This is a genomic window from Ruixingdingia sedimenti (assembly GCF_031432425.1).
Taxonomy (GTDB): domain Bacteria; phylum Pseudomonadota; class Alphaproteobacteria; order Rhodobacterales; family Rhodobacteraceae; genus Ruixingdingia; species Ruixingdingia sedimenti.
In genome coordinates this window covers 24,556-40,144 of record NZ_JAVKPH010000026.1, presented here as the reverse complement: position 1 = coordinate 40,144, position 15,589 = coordinate 24,556, and the positions used below count along the sequence as shown (strand labels likewise).

At 70.2% G+C, this 15,589-nt stretch carries 12 protein-coding genes; 5 read left to right on the top strand and 7 right to left on the bottom strand.

All coding sequences use genetic code 11. The features are described 5' to 3' along the window. Window positions 1–4: 4 nt before the first annotated feature. From RGD00_RS17730 to mgtE, 6 genes are all read right to left on the bottom strand, one after another. Window positions 5–568: a NifU family protein gene (locus RGD00_RS17730; RefSeq protein ID WP_310458610.1), complete on the bottom strand. Its 564-nt coding sequence runs from the start codon at window positions 566–568 to the stop codon at window positions 5–7. Window positions 569–671: 103 nt separating this feature from the next. Further along, window positions 672–1,127 carry a universal stress protein gene (locus RGD00_RS17725; protein WP_310458609.1) on the bottom strand — a complete coding sequence of 152 codons (456 nt, stop codon included), beginning with the start codon at window positions 1,125–1,127 and terminating at the stop codon, window positions 672–674. A gap of 9 nt (window positions 1,128–1,136) precedes the next feature. Next, window positions 1,137–2,258 carry a hypothetical protein gene (locus tag RGD00_RS17720; RefSeq protein ID WP_310458608.1) on the bottom strand — a complete coding sequence of 374 codons (1,122 nt, stop codon included), beginning with the start codon at window positions 2,256–2,258 and terminating at the stop codon, window positions 1,137–1,139. 69 nt (window positions 2,259–2,327) lie between these two features. Further along, a complete protein-coding gene (gene pdeM, locus RGD00_RS17715; RefSeq protein WP_310458607.1) occupies window positions 2,328–2,978 on the bottom strand; it encodes a ligase-associated DNA damage response endonuclease PdeM in 651 nt (216 codons plus the stop codon). A gap of 208 nt (window positions 2,979–3,186) precedes the next feature. Beyond that, on the bottom strand, window positions 3,187–3,777 hold the full coding sequence (locus RGD00_RS17710; protein WP_310458606.1) for a 5-formyltetrahydrofolate cyclo-ligase: 591 nt from the start codon (window positions 3,775–3,777) through the stop codon (window positions 3,187–3,189). After that, entirely contained in the window at window positions 3,774–5,150 is a 1,377-nt protein-coding gene (mgtE, locus tag RGD00_RS17705; RefSeq protein ID WP_425603433.1) for a magnesium transporter, read from the bottom strand. Before mgtE ends, RGD00_RS17710 begins: the two co-directional genes overlap by 4 nt. A 134-nt stretch (window positions 5,151–5,284) precedes the next feature. Here mgtE and guaD point away from each other — a divergent pair, with 134 nt between their 5' ends. Beyond that, window positions 5,285–6,571: a guanine deaminase gene (guaD, locus tag RGD00_RS17700; protein WP_310458605.1), complete on the top strand. Its 1,287-nt coding sequence runs from the start codon at window positions 5,285–5,287 to the stop codon at window positions 6,569–6,571. 20 nt (window positions 6,572–6,591) lie between these two features. On the opposite strand, the gene RGD00_RS17695 is transcribed toward guaD, so the two are convergent. Continuing rightward, window positions 6,592–6,771 carry a hypothetical protein gene (locus RGD00_RS17695; protein ID WP_310458604.1) on the bottom strand — a complete coding sequence of 60 codons (180 nt, stop codon included), beginning with the start codon at window positions 6,769–6,771 and terminating at the stop codon, window positions 6,592–6,594. Here RGD00_RS17695 and RGD00_RS17690 point away from each other — a divergent pair. The 4 genes from RGD00_RS17690 to RGD00_RS17675 all read left to right on the top strand — a co-directional run bounded on the left by RGD00_RS17690 (window position 6,764) and on the right by RGD00_RS17675 (window position 15,515). Continuing rightward, entirely contained in the window at window positions 6,764–10,846 is a 4,083-nt protein-coding gene (locus RGD00_RS17690) for a S8 family serine peptidase (RefSeq protein WP_310458603.1), read from the top strand. The genes RGD00_RS17695 and RGD00_RS17690 overlap by 8 nt on opposite strands. 121 nt (window positions 10,847–10,967) lie before the next feature. Continuing rightward, entirely contained in the window at window positions 10,968–12,236 is a 1,269-nt protein-coding gene (locus RGD00_RS17685; protein ID WP_310458602.1) for a calcium-binding protein, read from the top strand. A 164-nt stretch (window positions 12,237–12,400) separates the two neighbouring features. Then, the gene (locus tag RGD00_RS17680) at window positions 12,401–13,534 is read left to right on the top strand and encodes a polysaccharide biosynthesis/export family protein (RefSeq protein ID WP_310458601.1); all 1,134 of its coding nucleotides are present in this window, start codon (window positions 12,401–12,403) and stop codon (window positions 13,532–13,534) included. 43 nt (window positions 13,535–13,577) lie between these two features. Then, complete coding sequence (locus RGD00_RS17675) at window positions 13,578–15,515, top strand: M10 family metallopeptidase C-terminal domain-containing protein (RefSeq protein ID WP_310458600.1); 1,938 nt, start codon at window positions 13,578–13,580, stop codon at window positions 15,513–15,515. Window positions 15,516–15,589: the final 74 nt, after the last annotated feature.

Sequence of the window (15,589 nt, the reverse complement as noted above, 5' to 3'; positions counted from 1 at the left end):
AGGGTCAGGCCGCGACGGGCCGGACCTCCAGCACCTCGGGGATATAGTGGCGCAACAGGTTCTCGATCCCCATCTTCAGCGTCAGCGTGGACGAGGGGCAACCGGCGCAGGCGCCCTGCATGTGCAGATAGACCACCCCACGGTCGAAGCCGTGGAAGGTGATGTCGCCGCCGTCCTGCGCCACCGCCGGGCGCACGCGGGTATCCAGCAGTTCCTTGATCTGGGCCACGATATCGGCATCCGGCCCGTCATGCGCGGCATGGCCCGATGGCTGCGCGCCATCGCCCTCGATCACCGGGGCGCCGGACTGGTAATGTTCCATGATCGCGCCCAGGATCGCGGGCTTGACATGTTCCCACGGCACGTCCGCCGCCTTGGTCACGGTCACGAAATCGGTGCCGAAAAAGACGCCGGCCACGCCGCTGACGGCAAAGATGCGCCGCGCGAGCGGCGATTTCTGCGCCGCCTCGGCCGAGGGAAAATCGGCTGTGCCCATGTCCAGCACGGTCTGGCCGGGCAGGAACTTGAGCGTGGCGGGGTTCGGGGTGGATTCGGTCTGGATGAACATGTGGGGACTCCGACTGCTGCCAAGGGATATGCGCCCCCGGGGTCGGCAAGTCAAGTTTGGAACACTTCTAAATTGTCGCAGGCGGGTGGGCCGGCGGGCACGTTCAGGTGATCGCCTCCAGCCGTTCCTTGGACAGGTCGCCCGGCACGATGGTGATCGGCACCGGCAGGCTGCCCGAATTGCGGCTGAGCGCGGTGACGAGCGGCCCGGGCCCCGCCTTGTCGGTACCCGCGCCCAGAACCAGCACCCCGATTTCCGGGTTGTCGCGGATGAGGTCGAGGATCTCGTTCACCGGGTCGCCCTCGCGGATCACCAGTTCGGGGTTCACCCCCTGCCGGTCGCGCATCCATTTCGCGAATACCTCGAAATGCGCCTCGATCCGCTCGCGCGCCTCGGCCCGCATGAGTTCGGCGACGCCGAGCCAGTGGCGGAATTCCTCGGGCGGGATGATCGACAGGATGATGACGCCGCCCCCCGTGCGCGCGGCGCGCAGCGCGGCAAAGCGCATCGCGTTCAGGCATTCGCGGCTGTCGTCGAGCACGACCAGGAACTTGCGCATGATCCCTCCTCAGGCGCGGGGATCATGGCGCAGGGGGGGCGGCTTGGCAACCGGCGGTGGTACGCGGCGGGGCGGGCGCGGGGGGCGCAGCGCGCGCAGGGCGGCGCGGCCCATCCAGCCGGCGATCATCGTGCCCAGTTGCACCGCCAGCGCCCAGACCAGCGCCAGCGCCGCCAGCGCCGCATCCGTCAGCCGCAGCAGGGCGCGGAAGGCGCGGGATTTGCCCAAGACCTCCATCACCCGGGGCGTGGCGGGGCCTGCGGCGTCGGACAGCCGGGCAAGGCGCGCGGCGTCCTCGGCGCTGTCCACATGGCGCAGCAGCAGGACCGTATCGGCGGTGGAGGTGTTGCGGCGGATCACGCCGATGTCGCCCGCGATCGCGCCGAGCCGGGCCAGCCGCGCGGTATCCGTCACCGCCGCCAGCGGCGCGTTGCCCGCGGCATAGGCCGGCAGCCGCCCCCAGGCCACCGGCAGGTCGGCGGCATCGGCCAGCACCCGGGCAAAGGCGGGCGTCAGCGTGCCCATCCGCCGCGCCACCCGCAGGCCCGAGGCCCCGACCTTGACCACCGCCGAGCCGCCGCCGGTCATCAGCACCAGCGCACTGGCGCCAAGGCCCACCAGCGCCAGCCCGACCTCCAGCCGGTCGACATCCTCCCCCGCCGCCGCCGCGACGGCGGCCCGCCGCAGGGCATTGGCATCGCCCACCGGGGTCAGTTCCAGCGGCAGGCCGCAGGCGGCAAGCTGCCCGACCGACCGGCATTCGGTCAGGTCGAGCGCGCACAGGCCGCAATCCAACGCCCCGTTGAGCCAGCCCGATTCCGCCGCGCGCAGCGCCTCCAGCGCCGCGATGCGGTCGGTCGGCAGGGGAATGGCGTGGTCGGCGGCAAGGCCCGCCAGCATATCGGCCCGCGCCAGATCCTCCGCCGCCAGCGCCCCGTCGAGCCGGGGCAGAAGCCATTCCGCCGTCACCACCCGCGCCATCGCCCGTTCCAGCGCAATCTGCGTGGCCGCCACCGTCCGTTCGGTGAAGGGCGCGACAAAAGGCGCCGTCCGCAGCGCCGCAACCAGCGCCCCGGCGGTGACGGCCAGCAGCGCCAGCCGAAGCAGGATGTACAGGCGGCGGCGGATCATCCGGTTCCTCTTTGCCCCAATCTAGGGGATACGCGCGCTCCGGCCTAGGGCAGGACGGTCAACGCGCGCTTAGCGCGGCATCGGCACCAGCCGCGCCCGCCGCCCCGTCAGCACCGCCAGTGCCCCCGGCCCCATCAGCCCCGCCAGCACATCCGCGCGGCAGTCGAGCCCGCCGGTATAGCGCCCGAAGGCGGGCAGGATCACCCGGGCGGCGTCGATCAGGAAACAGGGCGCCGCCCCCGCCGCCAGCCGCGCCTTGGGGTGATAGTGGCCCGAAACCTCTGCCACCGCGCCCGGTTCGGCGATATGGCGAAAGATCAGCGGGCCGAGGCGATAGGCGCCATGCAGGCTGCCCCCCACATCCGCCGGGCCGGGGTCGTGGTTGCCCGCGATCCAGATCCAGTCCCGCCCCGCCATCAGCCGCGCCAGCCAGAGCCGGTCGGGTTCCGCCAGTTCCGCCTCCGCCCCCGGGGCGTCGAAACTGTCGCCAAGCGCGATGACCCGGCGCGCGCCGGTGGCGTCCAGTTCGGCGTCCAGCCGGGCCAGCGTCTCGGCCATGTCATAGGGCGGCAACAGCGCCCCGCCCCGGCGGGCCGGGCGCAGGGCCTTGCCGAAATGCAGGTCGGCGACCACCAGCACCCCCGCCGCCGCCCACCAGAGCGCGCCCGAGGCGCGGGCGGTCAGGATCTCGCCGTGGAAGGGAAAGGCATGGCCGGTCATGCGCCGTTCCTGCATCGGGGGACGGACGGGCGCAAGGCCCCGCTGCAGTGCGGGTGGAAAGGGCGGTGGCCTCCGGCGGGGATATTTGGGGACAGAAAATGAACTGGGCGGGCTGGAGTGCGACCGTATCCATTTTCTGTCCATAAATATCCCGCGGGGGTCCGGGGGCGCGAAGCCCCCGGCGCGGCAGAAAACAGGGGCGCGGCGGTCAGGGCTGCGGGACCAGCGCGCCCCGTTCCGTCACGATCAGGTCGAGCGGCTGGTCGGTCGCGTCGGTGGGCACCTCGGGCAGTTCCTGCGCGGCGAAGGCAAAGCCGATGGCCCGGACCGCGCCCCCCGCGCGCAGGGCCTGCAAGGTGCGGTCGTAGAAGCCGCCGCCATAGCCCAGGCGATAGCCGCGCCGGTCGAAGGCCAGCAGCGGCACCACCAGCACCCCGGGCACCAGCCAGTCGCCCGCGGCGGGCACCAGCGTGCCGAAAGCGCCGGGGACCAAGGGCGCGCCCGGGCGCCAGGCGCGGAACGCCAGCGGCGCGGCGGGCGCCGTCACCACCGGCAGGCACAGGGGCCCCCTATGGCGCGCCAGCGCCGGCACCGGGTCGATTTCCGTCCGCATCGGCATATAGCCCGCCAGCACCCGGCCCGCATGCGGGGCGAGCACCGCGGCCAGATGGTCCGCCGCCGCCCCCTGCCCGGCCCCCTGCCCGCCCGCCTGACCCCCCGCCTGACCCGCGGCATGGGCCGCCGCCCGCGCCGCCTGCGCGACCCGCCGCGCCGCCGCCTTCGCCTCTGCCAGGCTCACAGCAGGATCAGCGTCGCCAGCCCGAGGAAGGCGAAGAAGCCCATCACATCGGTCAGCGTGGTCACGAAGGTGCCCGAGGCCAGCGCCGGGTCGAGCTTCAGCCGGTTCATCGTCAGCGGCACCAGCACCCCGCCCAATGCCGCCACGACCTGGTTGCAGATCATCGCCATGCCCAGCACCGCCCCCAGCTTGGGGTCGGAAAAGATCAGCGCCCCGGCCAGCCCCAGGATCACCGCCAGCCCCAGCCCGTTCAGCAGCCCCGCCCCCAGTTCGCGGCGGATCACCCGCGGCGCGTTGGCCGCCGTCAGGCTGCGCGTCGCGAGCCCCCGCACCGCCACCGCCAGCGACTGCGTGCCCGCGATGCCGCCGGTCGAGGCCACGATGGGCATCAGCGCCGCCAGCGCCACCAGCGCCGCGATCGTGCCCTCGAACAGCGAGATCACCACCGCCGACAGCGAGGCGGTGAAGAGGTTCACCACCAGCCAGGGCAGCCGCTGGCCCGCCGTCGCCAGCGCGCCGTCCGAGATGCTGCTTTCATCCCCCACCCCGGCGAGGCGGAGGATGTCTTCCTCGTGTTCCTCGTCCAGCACGTTCATCGCGTCGTCGATGGTGATCACCCCCACCAGCCGCCCGCCGCCATCCACCACCGGCAGCGAGATCAGGTGGTACTGGTTGAAGGTATAGGCGACGTCGCCCTCTGCCGCCGTCACCTCCACGGTGCGGAAACTGTCCTCCATGATCTCGCGCAGGCGCGTGTCGCGCTTGGCCGACAGGATCCGGCCCAGGGTGACATAGCCCACCGGGCGCATGCGCGGATCGGCGAGGATCACGTGATAGAACTGGTCGGGCAGCCAGTCCTCGGCGCGCAGGAAGTCGATCGCCTCGCCCACCGTCCAGTGTTCGGGGGCGGTGACGACCTCGCGCTGCATCAGGCGGCCGGCGGTGTATTCCGGGTAGGCGAGCGACTGTTCGACCGCCACGCGGTCCTCGGCGTCCAGCGCCTCGAGGATGCGTTCCTGCGCGGGTTCCTCGAGATCTTCGAGGATGTCGACCACATCGTCCGAATCGAGTTCGCGCACCGCCTCGGCCAGCACGTCGGGGGCCAGCGCCTCGATCACCTCCTCGCGGATGGATTCGTCGAGTTCCGACAGGATCTCGCCGTCGATCTCGCGCCCCCAGAGGCTCAGCAGCGCGCGCCGTTCGTGCGGGCCGATCTGTTCCAGAAGGTCGGCGATGTCGGCCGGGTGCAGCGGGTCGAGCAGATCGTGCACGCGCGCCGCGTCGCGGTCGGCGAGCGCGTCGCGCACCGCCCCGATCCGCGCACGGTCGAGCGCGTCGCCGGCGGAGGTCTGCTGCATGTGATCGTCTGCCATCGCGCCCTCCGCTGCGGTTCCGGGCGGACCATAGCCAAAGCCGGGCCCGGGATACAGGCCGTATAGGGCGCCGACGGCAAATTTACGCGACAGCCAAAGCCGGTTAGGCTGGGGTCCGCGCAAAGGGGGACGGGATGGCGGAACTACTGGTCGGGCAGGTGCTGCGGTTCGCGGGCGATCCCATGGTCGAAGGCCCCGGCGCGGCGCGCCATGACGCGCGGGGCGCGGTGCTGGTCGCGGGCGGGCGCATCGCGGCGGTGGGCGATCCGGCCGCACTGCGGGCGGCGCATCCGAGGGCGCGGGTGACGGATTACGGCGATGCGCTGATTTCCGCGGGCTTCGTGGATGCGCATGTGCACTATCCGCAGACCGCGATCATCGCCAGCTGGGGCAAGCGGCTGATCGACTGGCTGAACCTCTACACCTTCCCCGAAGAGATGCGCTTTGCCGATCCCGCCTATGCGGCGGCGGTGGCGGAACGGTTCTTCGACCTGATGCTGGCGCAGGGCACGACCACGGTGTGCAGCTATTGCACCATCCATCCCGAAAGCGTGGATGCCTTTTTCACCGCCGCGCAGGCGCGGGGGCTGCGGGCGCTGGCGGGCAAGACCTGCATGGACCGCAACGCGCCCGAGGGGCTGCGCGACACCGCGCAATCCGCCCATGACGACAGCGCGCGGCTGCTGGCGAAATGGCATGGCGTGGACCGGCTGTCCTATGTGTTCACGCCGCGGTTCTCGCCCACCTCCAGCCCCGAACAGCTGGAGGCCCTGGGCGCGCTTTGGGCCGCGCATCCCGATTGCCTGATGCAGACGCATCTGAGCGAACAGATGGATGAAATCGCCTGGGTCCGGGGGCTTTATCCGCAGGCGCGCGATTACCTCGACACCTACGAGTCCTTCGGCCTGCTCGGCCCCAATGCCGTCTACGGCCATGCCATCCATCTGGAACCGCGCGAGCGCGACCGGCTGCGCGAGGCGGGGGCGGCGCTGGTGCATTGCCCGACCTCGAACAGCTTCATCGGATCGGGCCTGTTCGACATGGCCGGGCTGGTGGCCGAAGGCCAGCGGGTGGGGCTGGCGACGGATATCGGCGGGGGGTCGTCCTTTTCCATGCTGCGCACGATGGCGGCGGCCTATGAGGTGGCGCAGTTGCGCGGCCATGCGCTGCACCCCGCGCAGCTGTGGTGGCTGGCGACGCAGGGGGCGGCGCGGGCGCTGCGGCTGGACGACCGGATCGGCAATATCGCCCCGGGGATGGAGGCGGATCTGGTGGTGGTCGATCTTGCCTCCACCCCCGTGATTGCGCAGGCGGCGGCGCGGGCGGGCGACCTGTGGCAGGCGCTGTTCCCGACGATCATGATGGGCGACGACCGCGCCATCCGGGCGGTCTGGGCCGGGGGGCGGCGGCTGGCGGGCTGAGGGGCCCCCTCCGGCACGAATCAGCCGGAATTCTTCGTGGCCACCCCTGCCGCCGCGTCAATCCGTTTGCGTCGAATCGACGCGAAGTTTATCGAAAGAATGTCCGTGCCGCATCCGAACGGCACAGCATTGATTTCAAGAACTCCGCCCGCAGGGCGTTGCCATAAGACTTTTCCTGACAGGGAGCGCAGCATGTCCATCCACCAGATTCCCGGCCAACCGGCCGACCAAGACGCGATCCTTCCCGAAACCGCCCGCGCCCGCCCCGATGACGCCGCACCCCGGCCGCAGGACGACCTGACCGCCACTGCGGCGGCCGCGGCCGAGGCCGACCCGGCGCTCGACGACGAACAGACCGCGGCCGGCGGCGCACGGGCGGCGGCGGCCGCGGGGCTGTCGCCCGCCGATGCCGCGGCGGATGTGCTGGTGCTGGCGGCGGCGCCGCCCCGGGCCGGACAGGGGGCCGAGGCCGCCGCCCTGCCCGCGCTCGGCGCCGGGCTGCTGATCCCCGAGGCGCCGCTGGCCGAGGGCCCCGCCGGCAAGGCGGGCGACGCCCCGGCCGATCCGGGGGCATGGATCGACCGGCGCGAATACATCCCCGACGATCCGCTCTTCGCCTCGCAATGGCACCTGCGCAACACCGCGGCCGGACAGCTCGACCTCAACCTCACCCGGGTGTGGGACGACTATACCGGCGCGGGCGTCTTCGTCGCCGTCGGCGATGACGGCGTGGACCGCACGCACGAGGATCTGGCCGGCAACTACAGCACCGCGCGCGACTGGGATTTCGCCGATGGCGACACCGACGCCTCGCCCGCGCTGGCCGCCGACATGCACGGCACCGCCGTCGCAGGGATCATCGGCGCGAACGACAACGCGGTCGGCGGGGTCGGCGTGGCCTTCGGCGCGAACATCTTCGGCTTCCGGCTGAATTTCAACAGCGGCACCAACGACGACTTCCTGAACAACATGATCGCCTCGACCAGTTACGCGTCGGGGACGGCGGGCGGCGGCAGCTACCAGGCCGATGTCGTGAACATGAGCTACGGCACCTCGGGCACCTCGGTGTTCTTCGACAGCGTGTACAACCAGGCGCTGATGGCCCAGGTCAACGCCGCCTTCAACGCGGGCGTGGTGTCGGGGCGCGGCGGGCTCGGGACGATCTATGTCGCCTCGGCCGGCAACGGGCGGGTGCAGAACCTCGATTCCGCCGCCACCAGCTGGAAGGCGAACCCGGTCACGATCGAGGTCGCGGCCGTGTTGCGCGACGGGTTCGTGTCCAGCTATTCGGCGCATGGCGCCAACGTCCTCGTCTCTGCCTTCGGTTCGCCCATCCCGGGCGAGATCGTGACGACCGACCGCACCGGCAGCGCGGGCTATTCCAGCGGCAACTACACCAGCAGCTTCAACGGCACCTCGGCCGCGGCGCCGCAGATATCGGGTGTGGTCGCCGTGATGCTGGAGGCGAACAGCGGCCTGGGCTGGCGCGACGTGCAGTCGATCCTGGCGCTGTCGGCCCGCCATGTGGGCACCGCCATCGGCGGCGGCATCTCGGGCAACGAGGAATATGCCTGGCAATTCAACAACGCTGGCCACTGGAACGGCGGCGGCATGCATTTCTCGAACGACTACGGCTTCGGGCTGGCCGATGCGCTGGCCGCCGTGCGCCTGGCCGAGGTCTGGACCCGGATCGGCACCGCCCAGACCAGCAGCAACCGTTTCAGCGCGGTCGAGGATCTGATCAACGCCGCCGAAACCATCGACGGCGTGGTCTATGGCGGCGACACCAACGCCACCTCCGGCAGCGAAAGCTATACCTGGTCCGAGGGCACCAACGTCAGGATCGAGCATGTCACCATCGAACTCGACCTGCAAACGACCTATATCGGCGATCTGGTGATCACCATCACCTCGCCGAACGGCACGACGCATCAGGTGATCAACAACATCGGCGGCTCGCTCGACCTCAACCAGCGCTACCTGTTTTCCACCAACGCCTTCTGGGGCGAAACCAGCGCCGGGCAGTGGACGGTGACGATCACCGACTCGTTCGGCGGGGACGAACTGATCCTCTACGACCTCGATTTCGCCGCCTGGGGGTCGACGGTCAGCACCGCCGACCACTTCATCCTGACCAACGAATTTTCCGACTACGCCGGAACCTTCGGCCACGGCACCTCGTTCGACGGCGGGGCCGGGGTCGACACGCTCAACACCGTGGCGGTCACGAGTTCCGTGCTGATCGACCTGCTCAACAACTCGGGCACGGTCGACGGCGTGGCGATATCCAATTCGGACATCCAGCAGGTGTTCACCGGCGACGGCAACGACACGATCATCGGCGACGACTTTTCCACCCTGCTGGACGGCGGGCGGGGCAATGACGACATCGCCGGCGGTTCCGGCAACGAAACGCTCTACGGCGGGGCCGGGAACGACACGCTGAGCGGCAGGGGCGGGCTCGACGTGATGTACGGCGGGAACGGCTCGGACACCTTCCACTATGTGAACGGCCAGGGCGCGCTCTACGGCGAGGCCCTCTATGGCGGGGCGGGAACCGACCGGCTGCTGGTGCAGGGGGCGGGCACCTTCGACTTCGGCGCGGGGTCCAACGGCTTCGACGTGGACTCGATCGAGAAAATCGAATTCTACGCCGAGTCGAACACCTCCAAGACCATCGTCCTGAGCAACAAGGAACTGGACAGCAGCAGCGAGTTCGCCACCAACCTGCTGATCGACGGCAACTACAACCTCGGGGCGGACGATACGATCATCGTCAATGTGGACTTCGGCAACAACCTCGACATCTCGGGCTGGCTGTTCCAGGACTGGTTCCGCGACAGCGTGAACCAGGATCTGATCATCATCAACGGCAACAGCGTCGCCAACCTGATCCAGGCCACCTCCCAGGCCGATTCCATCTTCGGCGGCGGGGGCAACGACACGATCCACGGCAATGACGGCAACGACACGATCGAGGGCGGCCTGGGCGGCGACAGCATCTATGGCGGCGGCGGGGACGACGTTGTCCTCGGCGACGGCTCCATCGACGGCGACATGTACGACGGGGGCGCCGGCATCGACACCTATGACGTGTCGCACCGGTCCTGGGCGGTGGATGTCACCATCGACCTTGCCGCCGGGATCTGGTCCTATTCCGCGGGCAGCGAACAGGTTCTGAACTTCGAGAACATCAGCGGCTCGAACAACCTTGCCGGAACGGTGGAAACCCTGCGCGGCAACAGCGCGGCCAACCTCATCAACGGCAACGGCGGCGCCGACCGGATCGAGGGAGGGTCTGGCGCGGATACGCTCTACGGCGGGGCGGGGAGCGATACGATCGACGGCGGCAGCGGGGGCGACCAGATCAATGGCGGGGGCGGCAACGACCTGGTGATCGGCGACAGTTCTATCAATGGCGACGTCTACGACGGCGGCGGCGGCGTCGACACCTATGACGTGTCCCACATGTCCTGGGTGGTGGATGTCACCATCGATCTTGCGGCCGGGATCTGGTCCTATTCCGCGGGCAGCGAGCAGGTGCTGAATTTCGAGAACATCAACGGTTCGAACAATTTTTCCGGCACGGTGGAAACCTTGCGCGGCAACAATGCCGCCAACCTCATCAACGGCAACGGCGGCGCCGACAGCATTCTTGGCGGCGGTGGCAGCGACCTGCTTCGGGGTGGGGCGGGCGCGGATACGCTGAGCGGGGAAGGCGACGACGACGCACTCTATGGCGGGGCCGACAACGATCTTCTGTTCGGCGGCCAGGGTGAAGACCTGCTGCGGGGCGAGGCAGGCAACGACACGCTGCGCGGCGGCGGGATCCGCGATCTGCTCTACGGCGGTGCACAGGCCGACCTGTTGCAGGGAGATGGTGGCAACGATCTGCTGGTAGGCGGTGGTGGGGCCGATACCCTGCATGGCGGCGAGGGCAACGACCGGCTGGTAGGCGGTACGGGCAAAGACGTTCTGTTCGGTGGCGCGGGGGCGGACCAGTTCGTGTTCCGCTCTGCCGCAGAGGCGGGTGCGGGCGGCGGACGCGACGTGATCGGGGATTTCGAGAGCGGCATCGACAAGATCAACCTGTCCGCGATGCAGGCGGGGCTGAGCTTCATCGGCACGGCGGGCTTTACCGGCGTGGCGGGGCAGGTGCGCTTCAACAAGGCGCAGGGGCTGGTGATGGGCGACCTGAACGGCGACGGGGCGGCGGATTTCGCCATCGAAGTCACCGGCGTCGCCAGCCTGTCGGCGAGCGATTTCATCCTGTGACGACAACCGGCAAGGCGCATCAGGGGGGCGGAAGTCCCCCTGCTTCCCCTGCCCGAACCCCTTCTACAATCCATCGGCCGAAGGAGCCACATCTTCCCCCACGCAGCAGCAGGGAGCGACCATGACTGTCCAAGAGATCAACCTGACCGAAGAGGTCTACACCGGAACGCCCGGTAACGATAACCATACCGGCACCAACGGCGCGGACCAGTTGTCCGGCGGCGGGGGGGACGACACGCTTGACGGCGCGGGCGGTCACGACACGCTCTACGGCGGCACGGGAACGGATAGGCTTTACGGCGGCAACGGGCGCGACCTTCTCTATGGCGGGGACGACTTCGACGATCTTTTCGGCGGGGAAGGCAACGACAGTCTCTATGGCGGCAACGGCAGCGATGCCCTTTACGGCGGCTCCGGCAACGACACCTTCTTTTACGCCTACGCCTCGGGCTTCGATTATTTCTATGGCGGCGACGGGATCGACACCGTTGTGTTCGACTTTACCGGCGCCCCGGATTGGGCGAGCACCGCCCTGATCGTCGATCTGAACAGCGGCGTCTATGGATCGGCCCTTCCCCAGTGGCATATCCGGGACGTCGAGAACGTCGTCATGAGCATCGGCGACGACACCGTGATCGGCGGCGCCGGCGCGAACCGGATCGACGGGGGCGACGGCAACGACAGCATCACCGGCGGCGGCGGGCGGGACACGCTCGACGGCGGCAATGGCAACGACACGCTGGACGGCGGCGCCGGGGCGGATGCGTTGTCCGGCGGCGGCGGGCGGGACACGCTGCGCGGGGGCGCCGGGATCGACACGCTCTATGGCGGGGGCGGCGATGACAGCATCGCCGGCGGGGCCGGGGCCGATCTGCTTTACGGCGACGCGGGCGCGGACGAACTGTCCGGGGGTGCGGGCGCAGACACGCTCCACGGCGGGCGGGATGACGACCTGTTGCGCGGCGACGGCGGCCACGACCAGCTGTTGGGCGGGGCGGGCAACGATACGCTTTTCGGCGGGGCGGGCGCCGACACGCTTCTGGGCGGCGAGGGCAACGACCGCCTGATCGGGGGCGAGGGCAAGGACGTGATGAACGGCGGCCCCGGCGCGGACCGCTTCGTCTTCCGCAGCGCGGCAGAGGCGGGCAACGGCAACAACCGCGACGTGATCGACGGGTTCGAAACCGGCATCGACCGGATCGACCTGTCCCAGATCCAGGCGGGGATGGCGTTCATCGGCACCGCGGCTTTTTCGGGCGTGGCGGGACAGGTGCGGTTCGCCGGGGCGCTGTCGGCCATCGTGGGGGATCTCGATGGCGACGGGGCGGCCGATTTCTCGATCCAGGTGACGGGCGTCGCCGGGCTGTCGGGGGGCGACCTCATCCTGTGACCCCCGCCCCCCGGCGACATGACCGCAGGGGGGCGGCGGATCTGTGGATAACCGCCGATCCCGGGGCCTGCGGCGTTGACCTTGCGGGGGTGGCGGGTAAGGTGGGCGCGTCTTCGGGGGATCTTCTGCTGATTCCGCCGCCCTGTCATTACATGGATCGCCCGGTGTCCCTTTTCACGCCTACTGCCCTTCCCCCGCGGATCCTGGCGCTGCTGTGCTGCACCGCGCTTGCCGGTTGCAGCCTGCCCCGCGGCGCCGCCATCCAGAGCGAGATCGTAGGATCCGCCCAGTCCGAGAGCCGCAACATCGAGGTCGTCCCCGTCACCCAGACCAACCTGCCGCGCATCGCCGCCTGGCCGGTGCCGGCGCGGGCGGGCGACCTGCCCGGCGGCTGGTCGGGCGGCGGCCAGGGCAGCAGTTCGCAGGTGATCGCCACCGGCGACACGGTGGCGCTGACGATCTGGGAAAACGACGAAAACGCCCTGCTGACCGCGCCCACGCAGAAGGCCGTGCCGATTTCGGCGCTGACGGTTTCGCCTGCCGGGAACATCCATGTGCCCTATGTCGGCCAGGTCCGCGTCCGCGGCATGACGCCCGAACAGGCGCGCGACGAGATCCAGAAACAGGTGGACGCCGTGCTGACCGCGGCGCAGGTGCAGCTGAGCGTGCAGGCCGGCCGGCAGAACACCATCGACCTCGTGGGCGGCGTGGCCAAGGCGGGCAGCTATCCCCTGCCCGACCGCAACTTCACCGTGCTGAGCCTGATCAGCGCCGGGGGCGGCGTGTCGCCCGCGCTGAAGAACCCGCAGATCAAGCTGGTGCGCGGCGGCAAGGTGCGCTCGACCTCGGTCGCGGCGCTGTTCGACAATCCCGCGCGCGATGCGGTGCTGCGCGGCGGCGACAAGGTGATCGTGGAAGAGGACGCGCGCCATTTCCTCGCCCTCGGCGCCGCCAGCAAGCAGGAGATCATCCCCTTCCCCAAGGACGCGCTGTCCGCGCTCGACGCCGTGTCGCTGATCGGCGGGGTGCAGTCGGGGCGGGCGAACCCCGGCGGCGTGCTGGTGCTGCGCGAATATCCCGCCACGATGGTGCGCGCCGACGGCAGCGGGCCCGACCGCAACCGCGTGGTGTTCACCATCGACCTGACCAGCGCCGACGGGTTGTTCAGCGCGCGCAACTTCCGCATCCAGTCCGAGGATCTGGTGCTGGTGACGGAATCGCCGGTGAACTCGTTGCGCACGGTGATCGGGCTGATCGGCCAGGGCGTCGGCGTCAGCAACGCGCTGTCGTCCGAATGACGCGGGCGGCGCGGGGCCCCGGGGCAAAACGGACGAGGGCAGGATGAACACGCAGACCGCCGCGACGGACACGGCAGAGGCCACCGCCCTGCCCGTCTACAGCCCCGAAGAGATCGCCCGCCAGCTGACGCATGGCTATTGGCAATGGCAGGGCCAGGGCACGCGGTCCTGGGCGCAGCGGCCGGGCGAGGTGATCAATGTCGATCTTTCCGGCCTGACCGCCGGCGGCCGCCTGATGGCGGAAATGGCGCTGCAAGCCTGGACGGCGGCCAGCGGGCTGTTGTTCGACACTGCGCCGCGGGCGGGGGCGGCGGTCCACATCACCCTGGACGACAGCCGGGCGGGCGCGTTCACCAGCATGTCGCTGACCACCACCGGGCGGATGGTGTCGGCCACGGTCAATGTCTCGACCGCCTGGCAGGGCAACCACGGCACCACGGTGGACAGCTACAGCTACCACACCTTCCTGCACGAACTGGGCCATGCGCTCGGTCTCGGCCATACCGGCAATTACGACACGCAGGCGGTGTACGGGCGCGATAACCTCTATCTCAACGACAGTTGGCAGACCTCTGTCATGTCCTATTTCGCGCAGGACCAGAACCCCTATACCGACGCCAGCCGCGCCTTCGTGATGACGCCGACCTGGGCCGACACGCTGGCGATGCGCACCCTTTACGGCCATGTCGCGCTGCGCACCGGCGATACGGTCTATGGCGAGAACAGCACCGCCGGCGGCATCTTCGCCGAAATCGGGCGGATCCTCGCCAGCGGCACCGGCGCCGCGATGAGCTGGACCATCATCGACGACGGCGGCACCGACCGGCTGGACCTGCGGTCGGACCGGCGCGCGCAACGCATCGACCTGACCCCCGGCGGGACGGTGGATGCCTACGGGCTGCGCGGCAACATCATGATCGCCCCCGGCACCGTGATCGAAGAGGCGGTCGCGGGCAGCGGCGACGACTGGATCGGCGGCAACGCCTCGGGCAACCGGCTGTGGGGCGGCGCGGGCGCGGACGAGATTTCGGGGCGCGGCGGCGACGACATCCTGTATGGCGAGGCGGGCGACGACATCCTGTGGGCCGGGGCCGGAAACGACACGCTGTGGGGCGGGGCGGGCAACGACCGGCTGGCGGGCGAAAGCGGCGCGAACCTGTTGTGGGGCGAGGACGGGCACGACCTCATCCTCGGCGGCACGGGGGGCAGCACGCTCGACGGCGGGGCGGGCAACGACACGCTGTGGGGCGGCGCGGATGGTGATGTTCTGGCGGGCGGCGAGGGCGACAACCAGTTGGCGGGCGGCGCGGGCGATGATGTGATCGAGGCCGGAACGGGCCAGGACGCGATCTTCGGCGGCGCGGGCGACGACCGGATTTCCGGCGGCGCGGGGGCCGATGTGCTGCATGGCGACGCGGGCGCGGATGTGATTTCGGGCGGCGTCGCCGAGGACCGGCTGTTCGGCGGCGCGGGGGCAGACAGCCTTTACGGCGGCACCGGCGCGGACAGCCTTTACGGCGGCACCGACGATGATGCCCTTGAGGGCGACGAGGGCCGCGACCTGCTGTTCGGCGACGCGGGGCAGGACATGCTGTCGGGCGGGGCGGATGACGATACGCTTTACGGCGGCGCGGGCGACGACACGCTCGACGGCGGCGCGGGGGCGGATGTGCTGTCGGGCGGCGCGGGGGCGGATCTGTTCGTGTTCCGCAGCGCGCAGGACAGCACCGCCGCCGCCCCCGACACGATCCTCGATTTCGCAAGCGGCGAGGACCGGATCGACCTGACCGGCCTTTCCGCCGCCACGCCCCTGTCCTTCATCGGCGATGCCGCCTTCGACGGCGCCGCGGGCCAGGTGCGGCTGGCGGCAGAGGGCGCGGGCTGGCGCATCGAGATCGACCTCGACGGCGACGCGGGCGCCGATTTCCGCATCCTTCTGGCGGGCGGCGCGGCGGCGGGGTTCGGCGACCTGCTGATCTGACCCCGGCGGGCCCGACAGGCCCGCATCGGCGATGCCGCGGGCGCGGGCGTCTGCATCCCGCTGACGGCGGCGGG